This is a genomic window from Paenibacillus sp. SORGH_AS_0306 (assembly GCF_030819345.1).
Classification (GTDB): Bacteria; Bacillota; Bacilli; order Paenibacillales; family Paenibacillaceae; genus Saccharibacillus; species Saccharibacillus kyungheensis.
Genome location: NZ_JAUTBP010000001.1, coordinates 3,571,614 through 3,596,719, shown reverse-complemented (window position 1 = coordinate 3,596,719; position 25,106 = coordinate 3,571,614). Strand labels below are relative to the sequence as shown.

Genomic DNA, 25,106 nt, shown 5'->3' with positions numbered 1-25,106 from the left:
AAATAATAATCAACAAAACCCTTCTTTTACAACACAAAGGAGGGTTTTTGCTTTAAAGTGGAAATATATTACAAAATCATTTTTGTTAAAGCAGAAATAGCATCGTTACAAAGAGTGCCTCAAGCTAAAAATATAATGAACAAACTGTTCTTTATGTGCGGTATATTCCTGGATTCCTTCACTTTGCAGATCAACAAATGATTGTTTAATTTTCTGATATTCTAGCTTTTGCTCGGGATGAGTATTTAGATAATCTCGAAAGAAAATAAGATTTTTCCAAATATCACTTTCGAACTGTACCATATGAATAAAATGAGTTTTAACATCGAACGTAGTATCTTTGAATGTAGCATATACATATTCATTTTCTCTTTGTACTTTCAGTCGATAAAATCCAATTGTTTTTAAATAATCATCATACATAGTTACTTGCTCTAAATGATCAATCCCGACAAGAATATCGATTACAGGCTTGGCCTGGATATTAGCAATCGCTGTACTTCCAATATGCTGTACTCTATTTGGATGTAATGAGGTGGCAGTACAGATGCTTTTTTTCATATCTGCAAATAATCCAATCCAGTCAGGATCGTAATCAACAAGCTTGATTTGATTTTTAGCAATACCTAATTCATTTTTGGACATACATACACATCCTTTTATAGAATAACGAATTTGTATTATAACTTGTTGAGAACAAATAAAGGAGGGCAATTCATATGAAATTACGTATCCCATTACTACTCTTATCGTTAAGTATGGCTTTGTGCTTGTCTTATAGTATTGGCTTGCTCTGGGGAGAGAGTACTCAACAAATTGCTTATCTTTTATCGGTTGTAGGTTTGATCTTTTTATTTGAAAAAACAAAAATGAGTGAGCGAAAAGTGAATAGATTAGTAGGGATAGTTATAGGAATATCTGCTGTATGTGCAGGTTCATTAGTAGAACTTCAAGATTGGTCATATGTAATAAATATGCTTATTTAAGAAAGGAGCAAAAGAGATGAAAAACCAAAACATTTCGCTCAAAATCTGTATTGTAGTCGTTATTAGCGCTCTTCTTTTTCATTTTGGAGTAGAGTATTACAAAAAACAAGTGACTCAAAAAGTCATCAACTATCTGGTACTGGAAAAAGGATATCAAAGTACAGATATTGCTGAAATCAAAACGTATATTAGTAAAGCACCTGTAGTCAGCACAAGTGTAATATTCAAAGACGAAAGAAATGCAATGTATATGTATAAATCAGACAATGGACAAATGGAGCAGTATCATTGTATCCCTGCTATTAATGATTTGAAGCAAAAATATATTCATGCAGAAAATCCGTAATCTACATAGTAGTAAGCAATAATAAATAATAGGAAGTCGCGATAACCTACAATATAGTAAAATCGGAACTAACCATTTCGACATTAATCATTCTCCACTATAAATATCCTTCATAAATAATAAAATTGTTTAGTATCTCAGACCAAATGTGTAATAATAGACATATGTTTAAATAAGTGTCGGCGGAATGGATTATATTATACATTTCAAATATAAGATACATGATTTTTACATTAAAAAAAGGAGGAACCCTGATGGATAAACGATATTGGCTAATTGGTGGCGTAAGTGGAGCAGTATTAGCACTTGCAGGAACAAGAATGGTGTGGAATACAGCGGTCAAAGCGCAAACACCCAAACGTATTCCGGTAGAGCGTAAGCCTGCGATGCCTTATCAAGATATTGAATTTTTGAGTGACGGTCTACGTATTCAAGGGTGGTTTATTCCTTCTAAAATAAAAGAAGATCAACAACATCCTACAGATCACAACACAATCAAAGATCCAACAGATCATATGAACTCTACACAGTCTGCACCATTGATGATTATTGCTCATGGTTGGGGTTCTAATCGTTCCCGGGTACTGCGCTATATTGAGCCATTATGGGAAGCAGGATATGCCCTTTTGATGTATGATGCGCGTAGTCATGGACATAGTGAACCGATCGAAGCACCTTCTGCATATACATTTCGGGATGATATTTTGGCGGCACTGGATTATGCTGTACATATTCCAGAGATTGATCCTCAGCGGATTGGAGTATTAGGGCATTCTATGGGGGGACTGGGTACTATTTTGTCGCTTCCTTATGGATTGCCTGTACGAGCTGTTATTACCGATTCGATGCCTGCTCAATTTGAGAGTGTGCTTGAAGCTGAATTTAAGCGTCGAGGGCTACCACTATTTCCGATGGCTAATATTATTCCAAGAATCTGGTTTTATCGTTCTCATATTTCGCTCAAAGAATATCAACAGAAAAATACCGTATTCTCGATCAATGAAGCACGTAAAGAAGCCGATTTGCCAATTCTGATGATCCATTCGCGCGGAGACGCTTTTATTCCACCGACTGAATTAGAATTTGTTATGGGGCAAGTCACACCACCGATTGAGACATTATTTGTAGATACGAATGGACATAGTTCTTCACAAAAAGATCCTCATTTCTGGGCGAAAGTGTTGCCGTTTTTGGATGAACATGTAAAGCATGCTCAACCTAGAACCAAAGCGATTACTCAATCGCCTATCGTAAATAAGACGACCGCCAAAAAAATGAATATTCGTGTATGGAAAAGTCCAATAAGTTGGCTCAAATCAGTAAATGAAAAAGCATCTGCAACCGATAATTAAAATATAGTGATAAAGTAATATTATTCGTTAGTAATATCAAAATGGATACATATATCTCATGAAAATATGCGGTTGTGTACAATCCAGTTTATAACGACTATAATTAAGCTTATACTCTATAAATAAGTAAATATAATCGACAGATCGTCCTACAGATTATAACGCTTATCATTGCTAAGTTGCTCACTCACTATAGTTATGTTTACCTATTACCTACACGATGAAGGGCGGTTACGTCTGCATGAATAGATCAAGTCAACTTTGGGTGAAGACCCTTTTAGCCGGAACATTAGTATTTTCTACAGTTCCAGCGATTTCGTTTAGTGGTAATACTGCATACGCGGCTACTTCACAGATCACTGTAAACAGCACATCAGATATCGTTGATCAATTGTACAAAGGATTAATGAACCGTAGTGCACAAGTAACATTTACGTACAAAGGCAGTACAGCCAAATTAAAAGCAATGTTACAAGACTCATTTGAGACAGCATTGGAAAAAGATCCATATACAATGTATATCTTGGATAGCTATGGTCTAACATGGCGCAGTAATGCGTATTCTGCTCTGGTAACGGTAGATATGAAGTACCGCGAGACAGTCGCTCAGACTAAATATGTAAATGATCAAGTCGTTCAGACGGTCGCTCAAATTATTACACCGGGTATGAACGATCACCAGAAAGTAAAAGCGATTCATGATTGGGTAGTCCAACATCTGAAATATGATGAAACGTATACACGTTATACAGCTTATGAAGCATTGCATGATGGTACAGCTGTATGTCAGGGTTATGCATTATTGACGTATGCATTGCTCAAACAAGCTGGAGTAGAGAACAAAATTGTAGAAGGTACAGCAGGCGGAGAGCTTCATGCTTGGAACCTTGTGAATATCGATGGCAATTGGTACCACATGGATACAACATGGGATGATCCATTACCCGATCAAGGCGATGGAGTAGATACGAATTATTATCTACGTACTGATGCTCAGATGAAACAAGATCATAACTGGACCAAAACGTATCCTGCGGCAAATGTAGCTTACAAAGATACATTGAACACATTAATAGCTTCCGGTGGCGATACTTCAGGATTTTACAAACAATTGGAACAAAACTTAAATTATGCTGTAGATAACTCTCCAGCGGCGGTAGACTCAGCAACAGCTTTAAAAGAACAAGTGAAAAACGCTAAAGCAGGCGGACAATCTTCATTGGTATTCCGTTATAGCGGCAATATCACTAGCTTAAAAAGCGATCTAAGTCGTCTATCTTCTGTAGGGATCAAATCAATCTCCTACACTGTACAATCGCTAGGAAGTTCTAACGATCTTAAAGTTAACTTGTCTTGGAAATAAGACCTAAATAAAAGGTTGATAGACTACATTTATTATTTTTAAAAGAAGGGTCGGATATCATATCCGATCCTTTTTGCTATTTTATCATTCTTTGTCGACGCATTATTCATATCATTTTCACATCTTATAAGCATACAGATATACTCATCTTATTTAGCAAATAAACCAATATTCTCAAAAAAATAAAGAGGGATATCGTATATAAAAAGATAAACGTTAATTCGATATTGTTATACATCTAAAAATGGTTATAAATTTTAAACGATGAATATACCTTTTGATAATGTATATTTCTATTTATAAATTAATATAAATGCTATTTAATAAACAAATATATTAATTAAATATACATAAAAATACCAATAAATTGATTGGTATAAAGATGCTTTAATATTATATTGTACATAATTGAAAGCGCTTTATAATTAAATGTAGGCGCTAAACGTTGCAACAGTAACAGATAGCGGACTTCGGAAGCAGGAGGCGAACATCATTCATATGAAGCTGAAAAGCAAATTAGTTTTAATGTTGACCTTAACAGCACTTCTTTTTTCTGTTGTACCTAACGGTAAAATTTTTGCGGCGGCCTGGCCATTATCAGGAGATGTCGGTGTCCATGATCCCTCTTTAATTAAAGAAGGAAATAGCTGGTACACTTTTTCGACCGGACAAGGTATTCAAGTCTTAAAATCCGATAATGGCAACAACTGGTATCGTGTACCGCAAGTATTCTTATCTCCTCCAGCATGGTGGAAAACATATGTACCCAAACAAGCAACAAATGATGTCTGGGCGCCTGATGTAAAAACATATAATGGCCGTACATGGTTGTACTATTCGATTTCTTCTTTTGGTTCCAATACATCGGCTATTGGACTAGCTTCAGCAAGTAGTATTGGTGCAGGTAGCTGGCGTGATGATGGTCTAGTATTACGCACAACTGCAGGCTCTAACGATTACAATGCGATCGATCCTGAATTGGTAATCGATGCTTCTGGTAATCCATGGTTAGCTTTCGGTTCATTCTGGAGCGGTCTTAAATTAACCAAACTGGACAAAAACACAATGAAACCAACAGGTAGTATCACTTCGATCGCGGCTCGTCCTAACAATGGTGGAGCAATTGAAGCACCATCGATCACGTACCGTAACGGATATTACTACTTGTTCGCTTCTATTGATAACTGCTGTAAAGGTGTAAACAGTACGTACAAAATTGTCTATGGACGCTCTACAAGTATTACCGGTCCTTATGTAGATAAAAATGGTGTTAATATGCTTAATGGTGGCGGTACGATTTTAGATAGTGGTAACGCACAATGGAAAGGCCCGGGCGGTGAAGATATCGTTGGCAATAATATTATTGCTCGTCATGCGTATGATGCCAATGATAATGGAGCACCGAAGCTGTTAATTAGTGATCTCAACTGGGATTCCAGTGGCTGGCCTACGTATTAGTAGTCGTCAATACAAGGTAAGCTGATCACGATTACTCTTCCTACCAATCATCAGCTCAAATCATAAATAGACGGATCCCTAACTAAAAAAACACCTTCTACCTCTATAGTGCTTGGATAAGCATAGAGCGTAGAAGGTGTTTTTGGATTGAGTGGTATAGCTGTTTTATTGAATGTTATAGCGGATGATTTTATTTTTTATCTAACGAATGCCCGCTATTGAGATCACATTCTGTCAGTGGAACCACTTTTGTTTTATTGATCAACTTATATCCTAACCATAAGATAAGAAATAACGGCACACTGATATATGAAGCGAAAATCGATTTCCAGTCAATAGCTTCCGGTGTAATATACGATAGACTTTGACCCAGAATAACAATAGCACATAACACAAAAGCAAATAATGGGCCAAACGGGAACCATTTTGCTTTGAAAGGCAACTCATCCATACTTTTACCCTGTGCGTAAAAAGCACGACGGAAGCGGTAATGACTAATTGCAATTCCAAGCCAGGTGATAAAGCCACACATTCCTGAAGCATTAAGTAACCATTGATAGACAATGCCATCCCCGAACAAAGAAGCTAGAAAAGCTAACATTCCTACAGCAGTCGTTAACAATAACGCATTTTGCGGAATCCCGCGACGATTCAGTTGTCCAAAGATACGAGGCGCTTTGCCTTCTTTCGCCAGTGCATACAATACACGAGTAGAAGCGTACATTCCTGAGTTACCTGCCGATAGAACCGAAGATAGAATAACAGCATTCATGACTGCTGCTGCAAATGCAAGCCCTGCTTTTTCAAATACCAGTGTAAATGGGCTGACACCTATATCGGTTAGCTCACCATTCAAAAGAGAAGGAGTAGTGTAAGGAATAATTAATCCAATCACCAAAATCGCTAAAATATAAAAAATGAGAATACGCCAGAATACCTGACGAATCGCTTTCGGTACATGTTCACGTGGATTCTCACTTTCACCGGCTGCAACCCCGATTAACTCTGTTCCTTGAAATGAAAATCCTGCCGCCATAAATACACCGATAAAGGCTAACAGCCCTCCATTAAAAGGAGCATCCCCTACAGTAAAGTTGCTGAATCCTACTGCTTTGCCACCGAGAATCCCGAAGATCATTAACACTCCAACAACAAGGAAAAGAATAACAACTACAATTTTGATCATGGCGAACCAGTACTCTGATTCCCCGTAACCTTTAACAGACAGAACATTAAGTAAAAAGATAACCGCTAGAAACAATAGACTCCAGATAAACGAAGAACTTTCCGGGAACCAGTACTTAATAATAATCGTTGCCGCAGACAATTCCGCTGCAATCGTAATCGCCCAGTTGTACCAGAAATTCCAACCCATTGCGAATCCAAAAGCAGGATCAACATAACGAGCGGCATACGTATTGAACGAACCAGATTCAGGTCGATACGTTGCCATTTCCCCTAGACTGGTCATTAGAAAATACACCATAATACCTACACAAGCATACGCGAGTAATGCACCGCCAGGGCCTGCCTGAGCGACTGCCCCACCACTGGCGAGAAATAGACCAGTACCGATCGAACCGCCGAGAGCGATCATTGTCATATGTCTTGCTCGTAGACCTGCTTTGAGTTCACGCGGTGGTGAAGATGGAGAAGATGAAGATGCCATAATAGTTATATACACTCCTTACTGAATTAAGCATATGAATTTATGCTGTGAATAGATAAAGGAAGTACATACACGCAAGAACACAACAAAAAAGACCACGTATATATACGTGATCCTTTAATTATGATCCGCACCATACTTTTCCTTTGTAAAGATAGCTCAACACAGGAATCATCTTCAGATGGTTCACTGTGACAGTTCTGTTCCTTTCGGAGACAGCCCCAGCATAACTAACAACAGAGCATTAGTTATACTTCGGCAACGATACCTTTTTATTTGGGATCAACAGCGGCTCTTACGCTTTCTCCAAATAGACTCATTATAGTTGCGACCTCTACCTCATCGGATATTGTGTGATGAGGCAATTATTATGAAATTAGTGTCATGGATAAGATGACTGTTTTCCAGTATACGTGTAGTCGTTTGATTTGACAACTACTTATATCATGAATCTCTCATGAAGAACAAATGATTGTAATTATTAGACGTTATCTTTGGCACGGCTTTTCGCCATTTGTTGCCAGATTGTACCTGCGGCTTGTTCCCCGGATTCGATTCGTTCTAGAGCCATTTTGGCTTGCAAACTCACTTCGAATTCAGGATCATCCACAGCTAATTCTAATTCGTCACGTGCTTCTTCAGTTCCGACTTCATACAAGAAACGAGCTGCACGCCAGCGCACCAATTTACTGCTGTCTTTGAGTGTAGCTAGCATTGCTGGTGTTGCCGCAGGATCACCAATATCTGATAAAGTATCACCTGCTGTACGACGAACCGCTGCCGATTTATCTTGTAGTGCTTGATATAATAGTTCCATCGCCGCAGGTGTTTTGAGATCACCGAGATAGACAACTGCAAGACGACGCAATTGCATTTTTTCATCAAATAAAGCTTTTTCGATTAAAGGTAAGCTATCCGCGTCTGGTTGCAACAGATCAAAAGCCGCATAACGTACACGCCAATCTGGATTTTCAAGTGCTACAGTAATTTCATCTGCGTTCATTTCACGACGCTGTTCTACAAATTCTTCCTGACTTGCGCCATGAGAAATCGCTTGTTCGATAATCTTTTTCAATCGATCTTCTGGAAAAGCCGCTTCAAGCTCTTGTTCGACTTCACGTGCAATATCAGCAAGTTCACCATAACGAACACCATAATCAGTCAATTTGCGTTCTTTGATCATCGTAGCGACTGCTACTTCTGTCACTGCTTGGACAAATCGATCTGCTAGCCCAATACGTTCTTCTTTTGTTCCAGATTTCACCCGAATCTGCATCGGAATCCCGCGGAAAAATTGCACAAACACTTCAGCTTCACCAAAGTGCTCACCTGAAAGATCTGTCGGTACTTCAAATTTATTTTCTACACCTTCTTGACCCATCTGTGCTTGTACTTCATTTAAGATATCCGACCAGTCGGCACTTGCTTTACGATCCAACGCTACAAAGTCTGCGGTATGGAATACACTTTTGACTCCTGCAATATGAAGCATTTGCTGAATAAAAAGAGGAGCAGAGCGTTCATTCGCTAATGTATATGTTTTACGGATACCATGAGGTAATTGCTCATCAAGATGCAACATCATCGTATTCGGACTTGGCGTAGGTTCAATAGATGTGATTTTCATAATGTTGTAGATACCCTCCTTAGGAATCAAATGACTGATACAGCTATAGCCATTTGTTTTAAATTTAATATACTACCATCTTCATATTGTACCCCAAAAGAGGTATAGATGATTGCTCGTTTGTTAATCCCACCAGAAATACCAGAACTCTTGCTTTTGAAGATAAGTAGCATATTGTCCAATCGACTCAAATGATTCCAAAACATACGAGCAGAACATAAAGTGTTCTTGAGCTAGTAGTAAAGCTTCTTCATCAGTGACAGGTCTGGTAGAGGCTTGTAAAATCCAAATACTTTCATTCACAATAATAGGAATAGCCTTATATTGTTGATGCCAGTACTGGAAAAGAGAAGCTTGAAGTATAGGAGCAGGGCATTCATTGAACCCACCCATAGGAACCATCAATGGAGCGATATATTCTCTGCTATCAGGTAAAGGAAGTGTAATCCATTGATCTGTTGGTTCACTTGCTGCATGAAAATCAGGCCATAACGAATCCATTTGTTGATATGGAATTAATCGTTCATCTAACCACGCATGTCCTTCCCATAATCTGCTATACATCTCATACAATGATACCCAATTCATATGTTGTATCGACTTAGCGTGTTCAGCTAGATCGGTATCGAGTAATTGATGACTGACCAATGTTCTGAATGTATCCAATACATCCATCTGTTGTAGTAATGCTAACTGTTGATCGACATAATCGGTTAAGGAGTCGTAATCATCTAGCGTATCTTCCATCACTTCCTCAATATTATCATCAGGAATAACAAGTAATGAATAGGGTGTTCCTTTAAGTTGGATAGGAAATGTGATTTCTTTTGCTTCTATAGATAACGGGTTATACGGTTGCAAATAATTCAGTATTTCTGAACTCATCAATATCCTGCTCCTTTATCGTCTCAAGTATGTATCTGAGTACTATCTGCTTTTAAATATAACGTAATCACTCCTATCAAAACAAATCAAAAACAACCCGTTCTATGAAAGAAGGGGTTGTTTGAAAGCTCAATCTTATTTCTAAAATAAGTCTGGTATCAGACGACAGCTTGATCGTTGGAAGATTGAAGAGGATCACGAACAATCTTTACATCATAAAAGGAAATTTTATTTTCGATAATATAATCCGGTGTAGAGCCATGAGCATGGGATTCGCGGAAAGCGTCACTTTTAGTCCATCCTTGAAAAGCTTCTTTTGATGCCCAACGCGTACTGATCGTAACTTCTTCGAACTCTTTGCTATTTTGATTAACTAACACTTCAAGTCCTAAAAAGCCTTCCATATATTCCACTTTGCCCACCTTGTCAAAACGCTCTACCAGTAAATGTGCACTACCTTTAGTTAATTTAGAAGTATTGGTTACAATAATCATATCAAATGACCTCCTGATTGATGATGGGGGATAACCGGCAAAATAAGCGGATAACCACCCTCAAATAGTATTCGAGCTTTCATATGGTAAATGTCCTGAATAAATTCAGTCGTAAGAATCTGTTGTGGAATACCCGACGTAGCGACTTTGCCTTGCTTGAGTGCAATCATATAATCACAATAAGCGACTGCTTGTTGCAGATCATGTAGCACCATAACAATAGTTAATCCAGATTGCGCATTAATCCGTTTTAGCATATCCATGACTTCAAATTGATGCGCAATATCGAGAAAAGTGGTCGGTTCATCCAGTAGCAAAATATCGGTCTGTTGAGCCAGTGCCATCGCTATTCGTGTACGCTGTTGTTCACCTCCAGATAAAGTATGGAACATACGATCTCGATACTGTTCTATCCCTGTCCATTGCATCACCTGATCGACAATTGCTGTATCTGTTGTATTGTGAGCGGTGTGCCAGCTTCGTCTATACGGTGATCGACCATAAGCGACCAGTTCATGCACAGTCAATTGAGGAAGCATCTCTTTCATTTGTGGTAGCATCGTAATCGTTGTCGATAATTCACGTAGAGAATAGCTAGTAATCTCACGATCTCCAATATGTACTTGCCCTTGATCTGGCTTGAGCAGTTTTGTAAGCAATCGCAATAAGGTGGATTTGCCAGACCCATTAGGTCCCACAATCGCGGTTATTTGACCTTTTGGTAGAGAAATATCAATCTGATCCAGACGAAAATGACCATTATCCAGACTGAGTTGCTTGCTTTCAATCGCTGCTGTTATTGTAGAAGGGTGAATCGACTGTATCATGATAGACCGAACCTTCCTTTCCGTTTCAATAGGAATAAAAAGAATGGTGCTCCAATTACAGCAAGCAAAATACCAACAGGCAATTCAATCGACCCGAACCACGAACGTGCGACAGTATCTGCAAAAACAACCAGTGTGCCACCGCCAATCATCGAGAAGGGGAGTAAAAAGCGATAATCTTCTCCAATCATCAACCGAATCATATGAGGAACGACCAGCCCGACAAATCCTACCAATCCTGCTACACTTACAGCAGCCCCTGCTAGAAAAGCCGACAATAAAATAATAAGCAAGCGATTCATTTCTACTCGTTGCCCTAACAATTGAGCAGCATCATCGCCAAGCAATAATAGATTGGCTGGCTTGATAGCTAATAGTGACAGGATCAACCCGCATACCGCATAAGGCGCCATAAATTCAAGATGATACCAGCTTCGTCCATTTAATCCGCCGGATAACCAGGGAAGAACAGCTTGTACCCGATCACTATAAATGACCATAATCCCGTTAGTTAAGGCACCTAGTAGCGCATTAACAGCGACCCCGGCTAGAATAATTTTTACAGGCGAAGCTCCGCGATCCCATGCTAGTAAATAGATCAATACCGCTGTAACAAAAGCGCCTAAAAAAGCAGTTATCGGAAGTAGATAGCTTAACTGTGGTAACATCACCATCGTGATCATCGCTGTGATCCCGCCACCGGCAGAGACACCGATAATGCCTGGATCCGCTAACGGATTTTTCATTACACCTTGTAACAGTGCTCCAGCAGTAGCCAGACAAGCTCCGACCAACCAGCCAATCATCACACGCGGTAAGCGCAAATCTATCAAAATCGTACGATATGCAGATGGCTCCTGACTCCATAATATCGGTATCACTTCACTCAGTGGAATAGAGATAGAGCCATATAAGACACCATACAGACAAGCGATAATCGATAACAAAGGCAGAATAATAGCGACAAGCCATCGTCTGCGGTTACGTTGCTGTTTGTTCATCTTATGAACGTTCCGGATACAATGTTTGATGAATCAAGTCCAAAGCATCGGTGACTTTAGTGCCAGGATTAGTACCGAATAGCGTAGATGGAAGGACTTCCACTTGATTGTTCTGTACCGCTTTGATACTGTTCCATGCCGGATTGTTTTGCATTTCTTTCAAAAAGCCAGCTTTGACTTCATCGGTATTACCATGAGTCATGATCATAATGTAATCAGGATTCGCTTGTACAACCTGCTCTGTATTGAGCTGTGCATATTGCGGAAAGTTTTGCAGACCGGGTAGATTAGCAGCGATATTATGACCACCTGCTACTTCGAGAATATTACCGCTTAATGAATTAGGCAAAGCCGCCATATACGTTCCGGGTGCTCCATACACAAGCAATACATTAGGTTTGGCAGTAGAGGTTTTGGAGTTCAATGTATGGATATGATCTTGTATCTGTTTGTTAAGTTGTTTGGCTTTTGTTTCTTGTTGCAATAGTTGTCCAAACAATGTAATTTGAGTCTGAATATCTTGAATAGAGTTAGCTCCTGTTAAGATTAGCTTAGAACCAATACCTTCAATCGCAGGGATATCTTTTTCATTCATAGGATAATTCCCGAGCACTACATCAGGTTGTAAAAAAGTAATCTTTTCCAGATCGACTTCATGGGTGGAACCGATTTGTTCTACTTGTTCAGCAGCGCTTACAACAGCAGGGCCATTAGAATTCGGTCGACCGACTACAGTTCCGCCCAGTGCATAGATAATATCCATATCGCCATTGCTGAGTGCAATAATACGCTGTGGGATCTGAGTGAGAGCGATCTGTCTTTGGGCAAAATCAGTAATTGTGATAGAAGCCTGTTGTGCTGTAGCAGCATTAGCAGAAGGAGTAGTAACATTCGTTGATGCCGCTGAACTACATCCGGTCATTACAAATAAGAGCAGAGCAGATGACCAGAGCAATGATGATTTCATGAGTATCCTCCTATAATTACTTTCGTTGCAAATGATAATCATTTTCAATTAAATTGTAACTAAATGATAATGAATATCAATTGAGTTGTCAATTGAAAATAAAATATTTTAGTTAAATTTTAGGATGAATTGGATATTAAATTTGAAGGCATATATAGGAAAAGGAATTTGAAAAAAGATAATTAAAATTCATATATCACAGATTTTATGATGATATTAACGTATTGACAACCACTGGAAGGTTGCTCTAATATCGGAGTTGTATCCACTTTGATTTGCGATCTTTTATCGTGAAAGGAGAGAATGAATCGCTCGGTAAGAGCTTATTTTTTTAATCTTAATTGAGAATGATAATCATTTAAAATTAAAGATTTTAGGAGGAATGCTGTCCATATGTATAAACGATATTCCGTAATCATACTTTCGCTCTTGATGGTTAGTCTTTTCGTCATAGGGATAACGCCTATCAATACGATACAAGCGGCTTCTTCCAAATTGGCTAACGGTACATATACCCTCAAGTACGACGTATTAAAAGCGGAAAATAATTCAGTCTCCATGGCAAATGATTACTTTGAGAAACCTGCCAAGTTATACGTGAAAAATGGAAAAATGACGATGCAGGTACAACTCAATCATAGTGAGTGGACCACGCAATTCAAAGTGAAATACAAAGGCAAGATTGTGGATACGAAAGTGATTCAAAGCAATAGTAAAAAGGATACACGGATTGTGCAATTTCCGATTGCCGATCTCAAAAATCCTATTGTATCTAAAATTCATGTAACAGTGAGTTCATACAATTATGATCATGACTATACGATTCGCTTAGCTTTAGATTCAAAAAGTCTGAAAGCGATCAAAAAATAAAATAAAACTAATAGGAGTGTGTTGAATAATGAACGCAGTAATGAACCGTATGGAAAAATGGGATTTGAAAAAAGTATTAATCGTTTTGATGATGGCAGCTTTGGCATTTGCAGTACTGGCTCCATTGTCAGCCAAATCAGCACATGCAGCTCTAGCAAACGGAACATATAGCGTAGATTATAAAGTATTAGCAGATGGTACAGAAAATACGTCTCGTCTAGATAGTTATGTTGTGAAGCCAGCTACAGTAACAGTAGTCAATGGCGTGAACACTGTTCGTCTAACGATCAAAAGCAGTAATTTGATTACAGCATTCAAAGTAGAACAAAATGGACAATTGGTAGATGCGACTGTAGTAAGTACAGATACGTCTGCTAACACAAGAGTAGTTGAGTTCCCTGTAGCTAACTTGGATAGCAAAGTAAACGCGTATGCAGAAATCAAAATCCCTGTGATTAATTACACAGGTAAATATAACGTACAACTGCAATTTGACACAGACAGTATCTAATTTAGAACGCTATACTATTCTATTGGCATTGGGGTGCGATAGATGAGTACGGATTGGCTTGAATGGTTAGATGTATGGCTTCAAATATGTAGACCACTACCTGTAGAAAAGAGGATATATCGATGAATATGATGATAAATACAGTAGAAAAATTTTCGTTCAAAAAAGTAGTCATGATGTTGATGATGGCGGTTCTAGTATTTGCAGGACTATCTCCATTTTCTGCAAAATCTGCACATGCTGCTATTCCTAATGGCACGTATTCTATTGATTACGTTGTGTATGCAGATGGCACTACTAATGCTTCGTATATGGATAGCTCCGAGTATTCAGTCAAACCAGCGACTCTTGTCGTTACAAATGGTGTAGCTAAAGTCAAAGTAACATTGAAGCACAAAGACTGGATCAAATCATTTAAAACACAACAAAATGGTACGTATGTAGAAGCGACCACGACAACAAGTGGCGATACTAAAACATTCGAATTTCCGGTAAGCAACTTATCTGCTAAAGTGAACGCGCAAATTCATGTCGTAGTTCCTGCCGAAATCGCTGGCGTTCCTTACGACCATACGTACACAGTGCAATATTTGTTTGACGAAGATAGCATCTAACATATCTTCATCTATGTAAAAAAGTATTCCAAAATACAACGTACTTCTCTGGAGCTTTATGTTCTAGAGAAGTCTATTTTATTAACAGGGGGATTATGAACTTTGAAAAGGCAATTTAGAACTTATTTGATCGTATGTACTGTATTTTTGATGATGTTATCGTTGGTATCTCCGACGTTATCGGCTGTTTTTGCAGAAGAGACAAGCCTTTCATCAAGCAGTGCTTCAGGATCAAGTGTAACTGACGATACGTATTCTTCTTCGGGCACAACGTCTGAAGCAACAAGTCCGGCAACAACCCCTGCTACAGAAAAGCCATTATTTACAGTACAATCGAGTCAAAATTCAGTCACTACCGCTACATATGACACTTATGCAGACGGTGAATACACTATTGCTTACCAGGTGACGCGCACGAATGCTTCTGGAAAAGTAGTTGCTTCTAATATATTTAAATATCCTTCCAATGCGAAGACTCCAGGACAAATGATTATCAAAGATGGTCAATATCATTTCTTATTTGCAAGCGAAAATGCCTATTTATTTACCCAATTCAAAGCTACTGAGAACGATCAGACTCAAGATGCCAAAGTAACTTTAGATGATGGAAGTACGACTAAAGGGACAGTTGCTTTTGATGTATATGATATGTCCAAAGAAATCAATATTGCTTATACATTTAACGGATCTTCTTATAATGAACGGTTAACACTTGATCCTTCCACTTTGAAAGTTATAGACAAAACACCGCCTGTTATTCCAGTTGAACCTGCGACAGGAACGGAAACTTCTATTGCATATACAGTATTAAAAGATGGAACAAATGAAACATCGATGATGGATAGCTATTTGCAAAAGCCAGCTAAATTAATCACCAATGGAACCAAAAAGTATATTCAACTGACATTAAATCAGAGCAGTTGGATCAAAGCATTACAGACAGATATCGATAAAGATGGAACCTATACGGATGTAGGATTGATCTCTGCAAATGAAACAGCCAATACACGTTTGGTACAGTTTGAAGCAGATTCATTATCCCAAACGAATCCGGTTATCAATGCCAAAGTGCATGTTGTAATGCCAGCAGGTACGATTCCAAATATGGGAGCTTATGATCAATGGTATACGGTTCAATTTAATTTTGACAAAGCTTCGATTCCATTATCGTTACCCGATGGGCAGTATAGCCTCAAGGTTGCGACATTAAAAGAGAAAACAGATGATCCTTCGTCAATGGCTGCCTATTTTGGTAATCCCGCAACACTAGTAGCTAAAGATGGTAAGTACCAAGTCATTATGAATATTGTCAAAGATAGTTCAGTGATTACTTCTTTCCAAACAGAATACAATGGAAAATTAACTGAAACGAGTATTGTCGGTACAGACTCTACAGCGAACACACGAGTCGTTACATTCCCAATCGCTAATTTAGAATCGATAGTCAAAGCCCAAGTGCATATCAAAACAGCATATGCAGGTTCGGTGTATGAAGCCGATTATCCAATTCGTTTTAAATGGGATACAAACAGTATTGGCCCGGTAGTCCTGCCTGTTCCAGATCAAACGACTCCAATTAATTATCAAGTATTCAAAAACAATAGTAGCGAAATATCAGTCATGGATGACTATGTAGAAAAACCAGCTACATTCATTATTAAAGATGAGAAAAAGTATATCCAACTTACACTTAAAAATAGTGCTTGGATCAAGTCATTACAAGTCGACGGCAACGGTGGGAAAAATTATACCGATGTGACTATTATTTCGACGGATGTAGCAAAAAATACGAGAGTCATTCAATTTGAAGCAGACCATTTATCCAAAACGAATCCTGTTTTAAATGCTTATACACATGTAGTGGTTCCACCTGAAGTTACACCTGATTATGATCATTACTATACGGTTCAATTCAAATTCGACAGTACTCAATTGCCAGAACCGACAACACCAACAGTGCCCACACCTGTAGCACTGGACAATGGAACGTATAGTATTCCAATGTCTACGTTAAAATCAACATCAGATGCGGTATCGACAATGGGTAGTTATTTCGATTCCAAAGTGACATTGACCGCAGTCGATGGTAACTATCAAGCTACGCTAAAAGTGATTAAAGATAGTTCAGTAATTACGGCTTTTAAAACAGAGCAAAAAGGCACACTTACAGATACTCAAATCGTTAGCGAAGATAAGGTCAACAACACAAGAATCGTTACATTCCCTGTGACTGATCCGAGCCGTCCACTAAATGCTCAAGTGCATATCAAAACATCATATGCAGGCTCTGTATATGAAGCTGATTATGCTATTCGTCTTCAATTCGATCTAGATAATATGACAGTGATTCCTACTACGCCAGAAGAGCCAACTACACCAACAGTACCTACGAATCCGGGTGAAGTGGCAGACGGGAAATATAGTGCTAACTTTGTAGCTTATAAATTTAAAGAAAAAGAAGAATCGGTGATGAATGGATATGTATTACATCCAGCAACAGTCATCAAACGTTCAGGTAAGCTATATGTGCAAATCACTTTAAAAGAAAGCGATTGGATCAAAACATTTAAAGTAGGCGGAAGTGATGCGCAAGTTATTTCGGCAAGTGGTAATCAACGTGTAGTTCAATTTGCAGTGAAAGACTTGTCAGAGACGATCGTTGTTAATACACATATTTTTATTCCAGAAGGTGAAGTTGCAGGTTTAGGTGTCTATGATCATACGTACAATGTTGATTTCAAATTTGGCCCGCTGGGACCTTATGAAGAACCAAAAGCATCCACCACATCTACGCCAGTTATTCCATTGGATTACGATAAATTGAGCAATGGTAAGTACAAAATGCCTTTCCAGGTTCTTGTACCTAATTCATCTTCAGATGCAGTGTCTCCTGTGCAACGTTTTCTATCTAAAGATGAACCTGCTCAATTCATGGTTGAAGGAGATCAACGGTATGTGATCCTAACTCTTCAAGATGCCAAAGAAGTAAAAGCATTACGTGTTAGCAATAATGGAGTTTATACAGACGCAGAAGTAACAGCAACCGATGAGCAAGCCAACACCAAAACAGTACGTTTCAGTGTAGCTGATTTTAAAAAGAATATTGCGGCGCAATTAGTCACAAGCAGTGGAGTGAGTATAGCGAGTACTCCGACAGATAGTGACAATAAGAACGAGACAGTTTATGATTTTGAATTTAAATTTGATACTGCCAAAGTCACCAAAGATACAACCGAGACGACCACAACACTAGAAAAAGGAACCAATACCATCGAAGATGGTGAGTACACCGCTCAATATCGCATTTTACAAAATGGTAGTGAACAAGATTCTGTACTGGCTGATTATGTAGATCAGACGGCTCAACTGACAGCGAAAAATGGCAAAGTCTATGCCACGATTACGATCAAAAATAGTCAGGCTGTACCTACATTCCAGACTGATTTCGCAGGGAAATATACCGATCCAACGATTGTGGCAAATACAGCAACAGACAACGCTCGTACGATTACATTTGAAGTGCCTAATCTGGATCAAAAGCTAAGTATTTTCAGTCAAGTGTCTATTCCAGATCGTTATATGAACAATGAGAAAATGGGCGGACAAATTATATTTGATCGCAATACACTCAAAGCAAATGGAATCGAAGAAACAGTAACAGCGCCTGCTCAAGACACACAACCAACAGTATCAACACCAAGCCATCCGACAACAGAAGTAACAGAACCACAAGCTACAACAGAACAAAAATACACGATTGCTTATAAAGTATACAAAGATCAAAGTAAAGAACTATCAGTGATGAATGAATATGTAAACAAAAAAGCAACCTTAATCGAAAAAGACGGTAAAACATTTGCTCAAATTACACTGGATAAAAGTAGCTGGATGCCGGTATTGCAAGTGAAGCAAAACGGTACTTTGCAAGATGTTGAAGTGATCTCAACATCAGGTGATCAGCGTGTAGTGCAATTTGAAGTAGGTGATTTATCTCAAAAAATCAGTGCATACACCCATGTGATTGTGCCTGGATTAGTTATCGGCGGTGTCGCTTATGATCACTGGTACACCGTACAATTCCAGTTTGATCTAGCAAGCAAAAAAGAGCAGTAACTCGATCAATCTAATGATCATGTCTTTGAGTCTTGGTGCGATTGTGCCAGGACTTGTAGGCATGTAAGGGACAATCGATAGAAAGAGGGGAAATCAGTGAATGTAAAATATACAGCATGGTTGTTGGTCATTGTTCTTGTATTAGCCGGGTGTTCAACAGGTGCTAGAGCAGAACAATCTACATCCGCTAATCCATCTGCAACCGATTCAGCTTCATCTGCACGAATTGTCGCTACCACTGTAGCCATTACCGAAATTATGTCTGCGTTAGATCTTCCTTTAGTCGGTAAACCAACCAGTACCAAAACATTACCTGAACAATATAAAGATATTCCAGATGTCGGTAACCCGATGAGCCCTGATATGGAAAAAGTATTATCTTTACAACCGACAGATGTATTGTCTGTAACTACGCTTCAATATGATCTTGAACCCAAATTTAAAGATTTAAATATGAATGCTGAATTTTTAAATTTTGAAAGTCTGCAAAAAATGGAAAATGAAATTTTGAAAATGGGAACCAAATTTGATCGCGTAGCTAAAGCTAAAGAAATTACAGGTCAGCTAGATGCCAAAGTAGCCGCAGTAAAAAAGGCAACCGCAGGCAAAAAATCACCTAAAGTATTAATCCTTCTCGGCGTACCGGGCAGTTATTTAGTAGCTACGGAACATTCATATATTGGCGATCTAGTCAAAATTGCAGGCGGAACCAATATTGTACAAGGAGAAAGTGTAGAATATTTAGCTTCAAATACTGAATATTTGCAAAAGTCTAATCCAGACATTATTTTGCGTGCTGCTCATGGTATGCCAGAAGAAGTCGTGAAGATGTTTGACGAAGATTTCAAAAGTAATGATATCTGGAAGCATTTTAATGCAGTCAAAACAGGGCAAGTGTATGATCTGCCTGAACCGTTGTTTGGCACGACTGCAAGTCTTTCTGCTCCGCAAGCTTTTGATGAATTATTGAAAATGATGTACCCTTCCTCCTAATCGATCATATGAAGGATGTTATTAATGATAACTAAACCATCTACTGAATATGCGCAACAAGAAACTGAATATAATGTATCTCACCAACCTGTGTATTCTCGTCAAAACCGCAAACGACTATGGAGCTTTATTGTCGTGTGTTTACTACTGATCGGGGTTGTTTTATTTTCAGCAATGACCGGTAGTCTTAAAGTAGGGGCATGGCAATTAGTACAAGGTCTATGGACAGGTACTGATAATCAGGTCAATGTAGTCCGAGATTTGCGTCTGCCTCGCATTATTGTAGCGATGATGGCAGGAGCGGCATTGGCAGTAGCAGGGGTGTTGCTACAAGCTGTGATGAAGAATCCGTTAGCCGATTCTGGTGTGATCGGAATATCTTCTGGAGCGGCTTTGGTGTCTTTGATTGCTGTGACTGTATTTCCAACGTTATATTTCTGGATGCCTTTGTTTTCGTTTTTTGGCGGTGCGCTGGCATGTCTAATGGTGTATGGATTTTCATGGAAATCTGGACTGCATCCGATTCGCTTAATATTGATCGGTGTAGCGGTTAATGCGATCTTTTCAGGGCTCGGGCAATCATTTAATTATCGGGGAAGTTATGCAGTCACCAGTATTAATCAGGTGACGACCTCTACATTAGCGATGAAAAAGTGGGTCGATGTTGAGATTATTTTGCTGTATGGTGGACTCGGGCTGATTCTAGCAATGCTTGTTTACTCATGGTGTAACTTTCTAGCGTTACAAGAAAAAACAGCCAAAAACTTAGGTCTGCATGTGACTCGTGCACGGCTTATCATTTCAGTGATTGCTGTTATTTTGGCGGCAACAGCAACAGCTATTGCCGGAGTGATTGTGTTTATTGGATTATTGATTCCTCATATTGCAAGGCAACTGGTAGGATCAGATCATAAATGGTTGATTCCTTTTTCAGCAGTAGCAGGAGCCTTATTATTACTACTAGCAGATACACTAGGTCGAACCGTACTGGCTCCTAATGAAATTCCGGCTTCGATTATTATGGCGGTCATTGGCGGCCCTTTTCTGATTTTCCTCATTACAAGGAGTGACCGTATCTATGGACGTTAACGATATTACTTTTTCGTATGATCGACGTATTGATCGACTACATCAAGTGAATGCTCAGATTCAACAGGGTAAAATCACTACTATTATTGGGCCTAATGGATGTGGCAAGTCTACATTACTGCATGTGATGTCGAACAATGCTGTACCCCGTCTCGGGCAAGTGATACTGGATGGCAAGCAAATAGCTCAGTACAAACCGAAAGAATTAGCACGCAAATTAGCTGTAGTGCATCAGCAAAATGAAGCACCGGCAGATCTTACAATCGAAAAGCTAGTTAGCTTCGGTCGATTACCACACCGTACATTATTTAGCAGTTCTCAAGAAGAAGATGAACAAGCGATCGAGTGGGCGCTAGACTGTACGAATTTACAAAGTAAAAGGTTCAGTACACTTGATCAATTATCTGGTGGCGAACAGCAACGGGTCTGGATTGCTATGGCACTTGCACAGCGAACACCGATTCTTTTTCTCGATGAACCAACCACCTATTTAGATATGTATTATCAATTAGAAATTATGGAATTGATTCATGATCTCAATGAACAACATCAACTGACGATTGTGATGGTATTACATGATATTAATCAAGCGATTCGATACAGCCATCATCTGATTGCAATGAAAGCAGGTTCGATTGTCGCCAGTGGATTGCCGACAGATATGATCACTACCGATCTTATTCGTGATATTTATGGAGTTGAAGTGCTTGTTAGACGCGATCTTGAAGCAGGTCTGCATCTAATTCCAATAGGGATAGGGCAGTAATAGGATCGCTTGTAAGTAGTGCTTTTTTGTCTATTGGATCTAGGCTTGACGAAGTGTAGCTTGATACGCTTTTTTGAAAATAGGGTAATAGTGGAAAAAGAAAAGCACTGAGGAGAGTGAGTAGCACATGCCGAAGATTCGCTATAACAATATGGATAATGTCAGTACCGATAAGACCCTCAAACAACTACGGCAATGGCGTGAAGAACGACGACTCAAAAATAAAGACTATTCCTATGTAGTGCCTAATCATCCACCTGAGATGGATTATTTACATCATAATCGTGAAGATGCTTCGATTACATGGGTAGGGCATTCTACCTTTTTTATACAATACGAAGGATTGAATATCGTTACTGATCCTGTATGGGCAAGTCGAATGGGCTTTCAAAAAAGAATAGGACAGCCCGGAATTCCGATTGTAGATGTTCCTCCAATCGATATTATTTTACTTTCTCATGCTCATTACGATCATATGCATATTAGTTCGATTCGTCAGCTTTACCGTAGTTCTACACTGATTATCGTTCCACAAGGGCTCAAAGCCAAAATGAAACGTAAAGGATTTGCACGTTGTCATGAAATGCAGTGGTGGGAAACGTTTAAAGTAGGCGAGATCAATATTACGTTTGTACCCACTCAGCACTGGAGTCGGCGTACATTGTTAGATACCAATACATCACACTGGGGCGGGTATATTATAGAACCTGTGCACCATCCTGTGAGTTCAGAGCAGGCGGAACATCCTACTCATCATTCTATTGAAGAGAAAGTGCCGCCAACGATCTATTTTGCTGGAGATAGCGGTTATTTCCCGGGGTTCACTGAAATTGGTAAACGCTACAAGATTCATATTACATTGATGCCGATAGGAGCCTATGAACCTGAATGGTTTATGAGTTCTCAACATACGACACCAGAAGAAGCAATTCGTGCTTTTTGCGATGTACAAGCTGAGACGATGATACCGATGCATTACGGTACATTCCGTCTCGCTGACGATACTGCCCGCGAAGCATTAGATCGATTAGAAGCCGAACGACAACGTCTGGAGATCGCTGAAGAACGTATTCGTGTATTAGCTCATGGTGAGACTTTAATTGTGCATGGTAATGCTCAGTCTAAGCTATAAACAGATAAGATGTAGAAAGAATACATGTATTGATAAGATAGCAATAAATATTGCATATTTCGCCGTTTAACTGAGTTGAAGTTAAACGGTTTTTTGCTTTGCTGGATGATCGTGATATATCAAGTGATATTTTAACTGAGCAACTCACTTCAAATATTCCAGCACATTTTTTCCAGTTTCCTCAATACTGCTGTTCGATTAGATGGTGTTGTGTGGTATACTATTGCCATCGGCAATTTTATGAAAACAGCGATGCTTATTTTCATAGAGGTCAACACGTCTACAACAAATACTTCACTAACGATAAGGATGGTAATGAATACATGATCAATACAACAGGTGTCACGCTTCGCTATGGTAAGCGCGCGCTTTTTGAAGATGTTAATATCAAGTTCACACCGGGTAACTGCTATGGTCTAATCGGTGCGAATGGTGCAGGTAAATCTACATTTTTAAAAATTCTTTCTGGTGAAATCGAGCCTAACCAAGGTGAAGTCCATATTACACCGGGCGAACGTTTAGCTATTTTGAAACAGAACCAATCTGAATATGATGAATTTCCGGTGCTAGAGACTGTTATGATGGGTCACAAGCGTCTGTACGATATTATGAAAGAAAAAGATGCATTGTATGCCAAAGCTGATTTTACAGATGAAGATGGTATGCGTGCAGGCGAATTGGAAGCTGAATTCGCTGAAATGAACGGTTGGGAAGCAGAATCCGAAGCAGCAGAAATGCTAAACGGTCTGGATATCAAAACCGATATGCAATCCAAATTAATGAAAGAGCTTGGCGGTAACGAGAAAGTTCGCGTATTGCTGGCGCAAGCATTGTTCGGTCATCCGAATATCCTGTTACTGGATGAGCCTACCAACCATTTGGATATCGATTCGATTCACTGGTTAGAAAATTTCTTAGCCGATTATGATGGTACAGTTATCGTAGTCAGCCATGATCGTCACTTCTTGAATACCGTATGTACGCATATTGCCGATATCGACTTTGGTAAAATCCAAATGTATGTGGGTAACTATGATTTCTGGTACGAATCCAGTCAACTTGCTCTACAATTGGGTCGTGAACAGAATAAGAAAAAAGAAGACAAAGTCAAAGAACTACAAGCCTTTATCTTGCGTTTTAGTGCGAACAAGTCCAAGTCCAAACAAGCGACTTCTCGTAAAAAAATGCTCGACAAAATTACGCTTGATGATATTCGTCCTTCGAACCGTAAATATCCATTTATCAACTTCAAAGGTGAACGCGAAGCAGGTAAACAGTTATTGTTAGTAGATGGTTTGACGAAATCTATCGATGGCGAAAAAGTAATCGACAACTTAACATTCACAGTCAACAAAGGTGATAAAATTGCTTTGGTTGGTCCAAATGGATTACCAAAAACAACGTTATTCCAATTGTTGATGGGTGAGATTGAACCGGATGCAGGTACATTCCAATGGGGAATTACCACGTCTCAAGCTTATTTCCCGAATGATAACTCGGCTTACTTTGATGGCGTAGAAGATACATTAGTAGACTGGTTACGTCAGTATTCCAAAGATCCAGACGAATCATTCCTACGTGGGTTCTTAGGACGTATGTTGTTCTCTGGTGACGAAGCGCTTAAAAAAGCGAACGTTCTATCTGGAGGAGAAAAAGTACGTTGTATGTTGTCCCGTATGATGTTGATGGGCGGTAACGTATTGCTACTAGATGAACCTACCAATCACTTGGACTTGGAATCTATCACAGCACTAAATAACGGTTTGACTGATTTTGATGGTACGATTATTCTAACGTCTCATGACCATCAGTTTATCCAAACGATTGCAAACCGTATTATCGAAATCACACCAACAGGTCTGATCGATCGTATGATGAGCTATGATGAATACTTGGAAAACAAAGAAGTTAAAGAAATGCGTGAACGGATGTACCCTGTACAAGTATAAGGATAGCAAAAGGATAAGATTAGAGTGAAACAGCGGCTCTTTACGGAGAGCCGTTTTTTATTTGCGCTCAGAGAAGGATTTTTTGTGTAGAAGA

At 39.1% G+C, this 25,106-nt stretch carries 22 protein-coding genes and 1 riboswitch; of the genes, 14 read left to right on the top strand and 8 right to left on the bottom strand.

The window, feature by feature from the left end:
• Nucleotides 1-105: 105 nt before the first annotated feature.
• Nucleotides 106-645 carry a GrpB family protein gene (locus QE450_RS15800; protein WP_307300468.1) on the bottom strand — a complete coding sequence of 180 codons (540 nt, stop codon included), beginning with the start codon at nucleotides 643-645 and terminating at the stop codon, nucleotides 106-108.
• A 74-nt stretch (nucleotides 646-719) separates the two neighbouring features.
• On the opposite strand from QE450_RS15800, the gene QE450_RS15795 reads away from it, so the two are divergent.
• The 5 genes from QE450_RS15795 to abnA all read left to right on the top strand — a co-directional run bounded on the left by QE450_RS15795 (nucleotide 720) and on the right by abnA (nucleotide 5,505).
• Complete coding sequence (locus tag QE450_RS15795) at nucleotides 720-986, top strand: hypothetical protein (RefSeq protein ID WP_273613596.1); 267 nt, start codon at nucleotides 720-722, stop codon at nucleotides 984-986.
• A 16-nt stretch (nucleotides 987-1,002) separates the two neighbouring features.
• A complete protein-coding gene (locus tag QE450_RS15790) occupies nucleotides 1,003-1,332 on the top strand; it encodes a DUF3139 domain-containing protein (RefSeq protein ID WP_273613595.1) in 330 nt (109 codons plus the stop codon).
• 254 nt (nucleotides 1,333-1,586) lie between these two features.
• Complete coding sequence (locus QE450_RS15785) at nucleotides 1,587-2,684, top strand: alpha/beta hydrolase (RefSeq protein WP_307300463.1); 1,098 nt, start codon at nucleotides 1,587-1,589, stop codon at nucleotides 2,682-2,684.
• Between the two features lie 241 nt (nucleotides 2,685-2,925).
• The gene (locus tag QE450_RS15780) at nucleotides 2,926-4,047 is read left to right on the top strand and encodes a transglutaminase domain-containing protein (protein ID WP_273613593.1); all 1,122 of its coding nucleotides are present in this window, start codon (nucleotides 2,926-2,928) and stop codon (nucleotides 4,045-4,047) included.
• Between the two features lie 525 nt (nucleotides 4,048-4,572).
• Nucleotides 4,573-5,505, top strand: coding sequence for an arabinan endo-1,5-alpha-L-arabinosidase AbnA (gene abnA / locus QE450_RS15775; protein ID WP_307302735.1), 933 nt, complete (start codon nucleotides 4,573-4,575; stop codon nucleotides 5,503-5,505).
• A 190-nt stretch (nucleotides 5,506-5,695) separates the two neighbouring features.
• Here abnA and QE450_RS15770 read toward each other — a convergent pair whose 3' ends face one another.
• The 7 genes from QE450_RS15770 to QE450_RS15740 form a co-directional block, all read right to left on the bottom strand.
• On the bottom strand, nucleotides 5,696-7,174 hold the full coding sequence (locus QE450_RS15770; RefSeq protein WP_307300459.1) for an amino acid permease: 1,479 nt from the start codon (nucleotides 7,172-7,174) through the stop codon (nucleotides 5,696-5,698).
• 147 nt (nucleotides 7,175-7,321) lie between these two features.
• Nucleotides 7,322-7,519: riboswitch (Lysine riboswitch) on the bottom strand.
• 136 nt (nucleotides 7,520-7,655) lie between these two features.
• Nucleotides 7,656-8,801: a virulence factor gene (locus QE450_RS15765; RefSeq protein WP_307300456.1), complete on the bottom strand. Its 1,146-nt coding sequence runs from the start codon at nucleotides 8,799-8,801 to the stop codon at nucleotides 7,656-7,658.
• A 123-nt stretch (nucleotides 8,802-8,924) separates the two neighbouring features.
• Nucleotides 8,925-9,686, bottom strand: a complete 762-nt coding sequence (locus QE450_RS15760; protein ID WP_307300452.1) for a DUF4253 domain-containing protein — start codon at nucleotides 9,684-9,686, stop codon at nucleotides 8,925-8,927.
• A 158-nt stretch (nucleotides 9,687-9,844) separates the two neighbouring features.
• Complete coding sequence (isdG, locus tag QE450_RS15755) at nucleotides 9,845-10,180, bottom strand: heme oxygenase (protein ID WP_273613589.1); 336 nt, start codon at nucleotides 10,178-10,180, stop codon at nucleotides 9,845-9,847.
• On the bottom strand, nucleotides 10,177-11,007 hold the full coding sequence (locus tag QE450_RS15750) for an ABC transporter ATP-binding protein (protein ID WP_301263685.1): 831 nt from the start codon (nucleotides 11,005-11,007) through the stop codon (nucleotides 10,177-10,179). The genes isdG and QE450_RS15750 overlap by 4 nt, the downstream gene beginning before the upstream one ends.
• Nucleotides 11,004-12,008, bottom strand: a complete 1,005-nt coding sequence (locus QE450_RS15745; protein ID WP_307300447.1) for a FecCD family ABC transporter permease — start codon at nucleotides 12,006-12,008, stop codon at nucleotides 11,004-11,006. Before QE450_RS15745 ends, QE450_RS15750 begins: the two co-directional genes overlap by 4 nt.
• Nucleotide 12,009: 1 nt before the next feature.
• On the bottom strand, nucleotides 12,010-12,975 hold the full coding sequence (locus QE450_RS15740) for an ABC transporter substrate-binding protein (RefSeq protein WP_307300444.1): 966 nt from the start codon (nucleotides 12,973-12,975) through the stop codon (nucleotides 12,010-12,012).
• A 393-nt stretch (nucleotides 12,976-13,368) separates the two neighbouring features.
• Here QE450_RS15740 and isdC point away from each other — a divergent pair, with 393 nt between their 5' ends.
• From isdC to QE450_RS15695, 9 genes are all read left to right on the top strand, one after another.
• The gene (gene isdC, locus QE450_RS15735) at nucleotides 13,369-13,845 is read left to right on the top strand and encodes a heme uptake protein IsdC (RefSeq protein ID WP_273613585.1); all 477 of its coding nucleotides are present in this window, start codon (nucleotides 13,369-13,371) and stop codon (nucleotides 13,843-13,845) included.
• A gap of 28 nt (nucleotides 13,846-13,873) precedes the next feature.
• Nucleotides 13,874-14,356 (top strand): NEAT domain-containing protein, encoded by a 483-nt coding sequence (locus tag QE450_RS15730; protein WP_273613584.1) that lies wholly within the window; start codon nucleotides 13,874-13,876, stop codon nucleotides 14,354-14,356.
• A gap of 122 nt (nucleotides 14,357-14,478) precedes the next feature.
• Nucleotides 14,479-14,970: an NEAT domain-containing protein gene (locus QE450_RS15725; protein ID WP_307300440.1), complete on the top strand. Its 492-nt coding sequence runs from the start codon at nucleotides 14,479-14,481 to the stop codon at nucleotides 14,968-14,970.
• Nucleotides 14,971-15,072: 102 nt separating this feature from the next.
• Nucleotides 15,073-19,083, top strand: a complete 4,011-nt coding sequence (locus QE450_RS15720) for an NEAT domain-containing protein (RefSeq protein ID WP_307300438.1) — start codon at nucleotides 15,073-15,075, stop codon at nucleotides 19,081-19,083.
• Between the two features lie 96 nt (nucleotides 19,084-19,179).
• Nucleotides 19,180-20,076 (top strand): heme ABC transporter substrate-binding protein IsdE, encoded by an 897-nt coding sequence (isdE, locus tag QE450_RS15715; protein ID WP_307300436.1) that lies wholly within the window; start codon nucleotides 19,180-19,182, stop codon nucleotides 20,074-20,076.
• A gap of 24 nt (nucleotides 20,077-20,100) precedes the next feature.
• Entirely contained in the window at nucleotides 20,101-21,165 is a 1,065-nt protein-coding gene (locus tag QE450_RS15710) for a FecCD family ABC transporter permease (protein WP_307300433.1), read from the top strand.
• Nucleotides 21,155-21,931 carry an ABC transporter ATP-binding protein gene (locus tag QE450_RS15705; protein ID WP_307300430.1) on the top strand — a complete coding sequence of 259 codons (777 nt, stop codon included), beginning with the start codon at nucleotides 21,155-21,157 and terminating at the stop codon, nucleotides 21,929-21,931. Before QE450_RS15710 ends, QE450_RS15705 begins: the two co-directional genes overlap by 11 nt.
• Nucleotides 21,932-22,058: 127 nt before the next feature.
• Nucleotides 22,059-23,063, top strand: a complete 1,005-nt coding sequence (locus QE450_RS15700; RefSeq protein WP_273613578.1) for an MBL fold metallo-hydrolase — start codon at nucleotides 22,059-22,061, stop codon at nucleotides 23,061-23,063.
• Between the two features lie 323 nt (nucleotides 23,064-23,386).
• Nucleotides 23,387-25,012, top strand: coding sequence for an ABC-F family ATP-binding cassette domain-containing protein (locus QE450_RS15695; protein ID WP_204827114.1), 1,626 nt, complete (start codon nucleotides 23,387-23,389; stop codon nucleotides 25,010-25,012).
• The last annotated feature ends 94 nt before the right edge of the window (nucleotides 25,013-25,106 follow it).

Excerpts from the sequence above, each read along its gene's own strand:
- QE450_RS15695 (WP_204827114.1), top strand. The coding sequence starts at position 23,387 with ATGATCAATACAACAGGTGTCACGCTTCGCTATGGTAAGCGCGCGCTT.
- QE450_RS15760 (WP_307300452.1), bottom strand. The coding sequence starts at position 9,686 with ATGAGTTCAGAAATACTGAATTATTTGCAACCGTATAACCCGTTATCT.
- QE450_RS15795 (WP_273613596.1), top strand. The coding sequence starts at position 720 with ATGAAATTACGTATCCCATTACTACTCTTATCGTTAAGTATGGCTTTG.
- QE450_RS15705 (WP_307300430.1), top strand. The coding sequence starts at position 21,155 with ATGGACGTTAACGATATTACTTTTTCGTATGATCGACGTATTGATCGA.
- QE450_RS15765 (WP_307300456.1), bottom strand. The coding sequence starts at position 8,801 with ATGAAAATCACATCTATTGAACCTACGCCAAGTCCGAATACGATGATG.
- QE450_RS15710 (WP_307300433.1), top strand. The coding sequence starts at position 20,101 with ATGATAACTAAACCATCTACTGAATATGCGCAACAAGAAACTGAATAT.
- QE450_RS15700 (WP_273613578.1), top strand. The coding sequence starts at position 22,059 with ATGCCGAAGATTCGCTATAACAATATGGATAATGTCAGTACCGATAAG.
- QE450_RS15730 (WP_273613584.1), top strand. The coding sequence starts at position 13,874 with ATGAACGCAGTAATGAACCGTATGGAAAAATGGGATTTGAAAAAAGTA.
- QE450_RS15770 (WP_307300459.1), bottom strand. The coding sequence starts at position 7,174 with ATGGCATCTTCATCTTCTCCATCTTCACCACCGCGTGAACTCAAAGCA.
- QE450_RS15800 (WP_307300468.1), bottom strand. The coding sequence starts at position 645 with ATGTCCAAAAATGAATTAGGTATTGCTAAAAATCAAATCAAGCTTGTT.
- QE450_RS15790 (WP_273613595.1), top strand. The coding sequence starts at position 1,003 with ATGAAAAACCAAAACATTTCGCTCAAAATCTGTATTGTAGTCGTTATT.
- QE450_RS15745 (WP_307300447.1), bottom strand. The coding sequence starts at position 12,008 with ATGAACAAACAGCAACGTAACCGCAGACGATGGCTTGTCGCTATTATT.
- QE450_RS15740 (WP_307300444.1), bottom strand. The coding sequence starts at position 12,975 with ATGAAATCATCATTGCTCTGGTCATCTGCTCTGCTCTTATTTGTAATG.
- isdC (WP_273613585.1), top strand. The coding sequence starts at position 13,369 with ATGTATAAACGATATTCCGTAATCATACTTTCGCTCTTGATGGTTAGT.
- QE450_RS15785 (WP_307300463.1), top strand. The coding sequence starts at position 1,587 with ATGGATAAACGATATTGGCTAATTGGTGGCGTAAGTGGAGCAGTATTA.
- QE450_RS15780 (WP_273613593.1), top strand. The coding sequence starts at position 2,926 with ATGAATAGATCAAGTCAACTTTGGGTGAAGACCCTTTTAGCCGGAACA.
- isdG (WP_273613589.1), bottom strand. The coding sequence starts at position 10,180 with ATGATTATTGTAACCAATACTTCTAAATTAACTAAAGGTAGTGCACAT.
- QE450_RS15750 (WP_301263685.1), bottom strand. The coding sequence starts at position 11,007 with ATGATACAGTCGATTCACCCTTCTACAATAACAGCAGCGATTGAAAGC.
- abnA (WP_307302735.1), top strand. The coding sequence starts at position 4,573 with ATGTTGACCTTAACAGCACTTCTTTTTTCTGTTGTACCTAACGGTAAA.
- QE450_RS15725 (WP_307300440.1), top strand. The coding sequence starts at position 14,479 with ATGAATATGATGATAAATACAGTAGAAAAATTTTCGTTCAAAAAAGTA.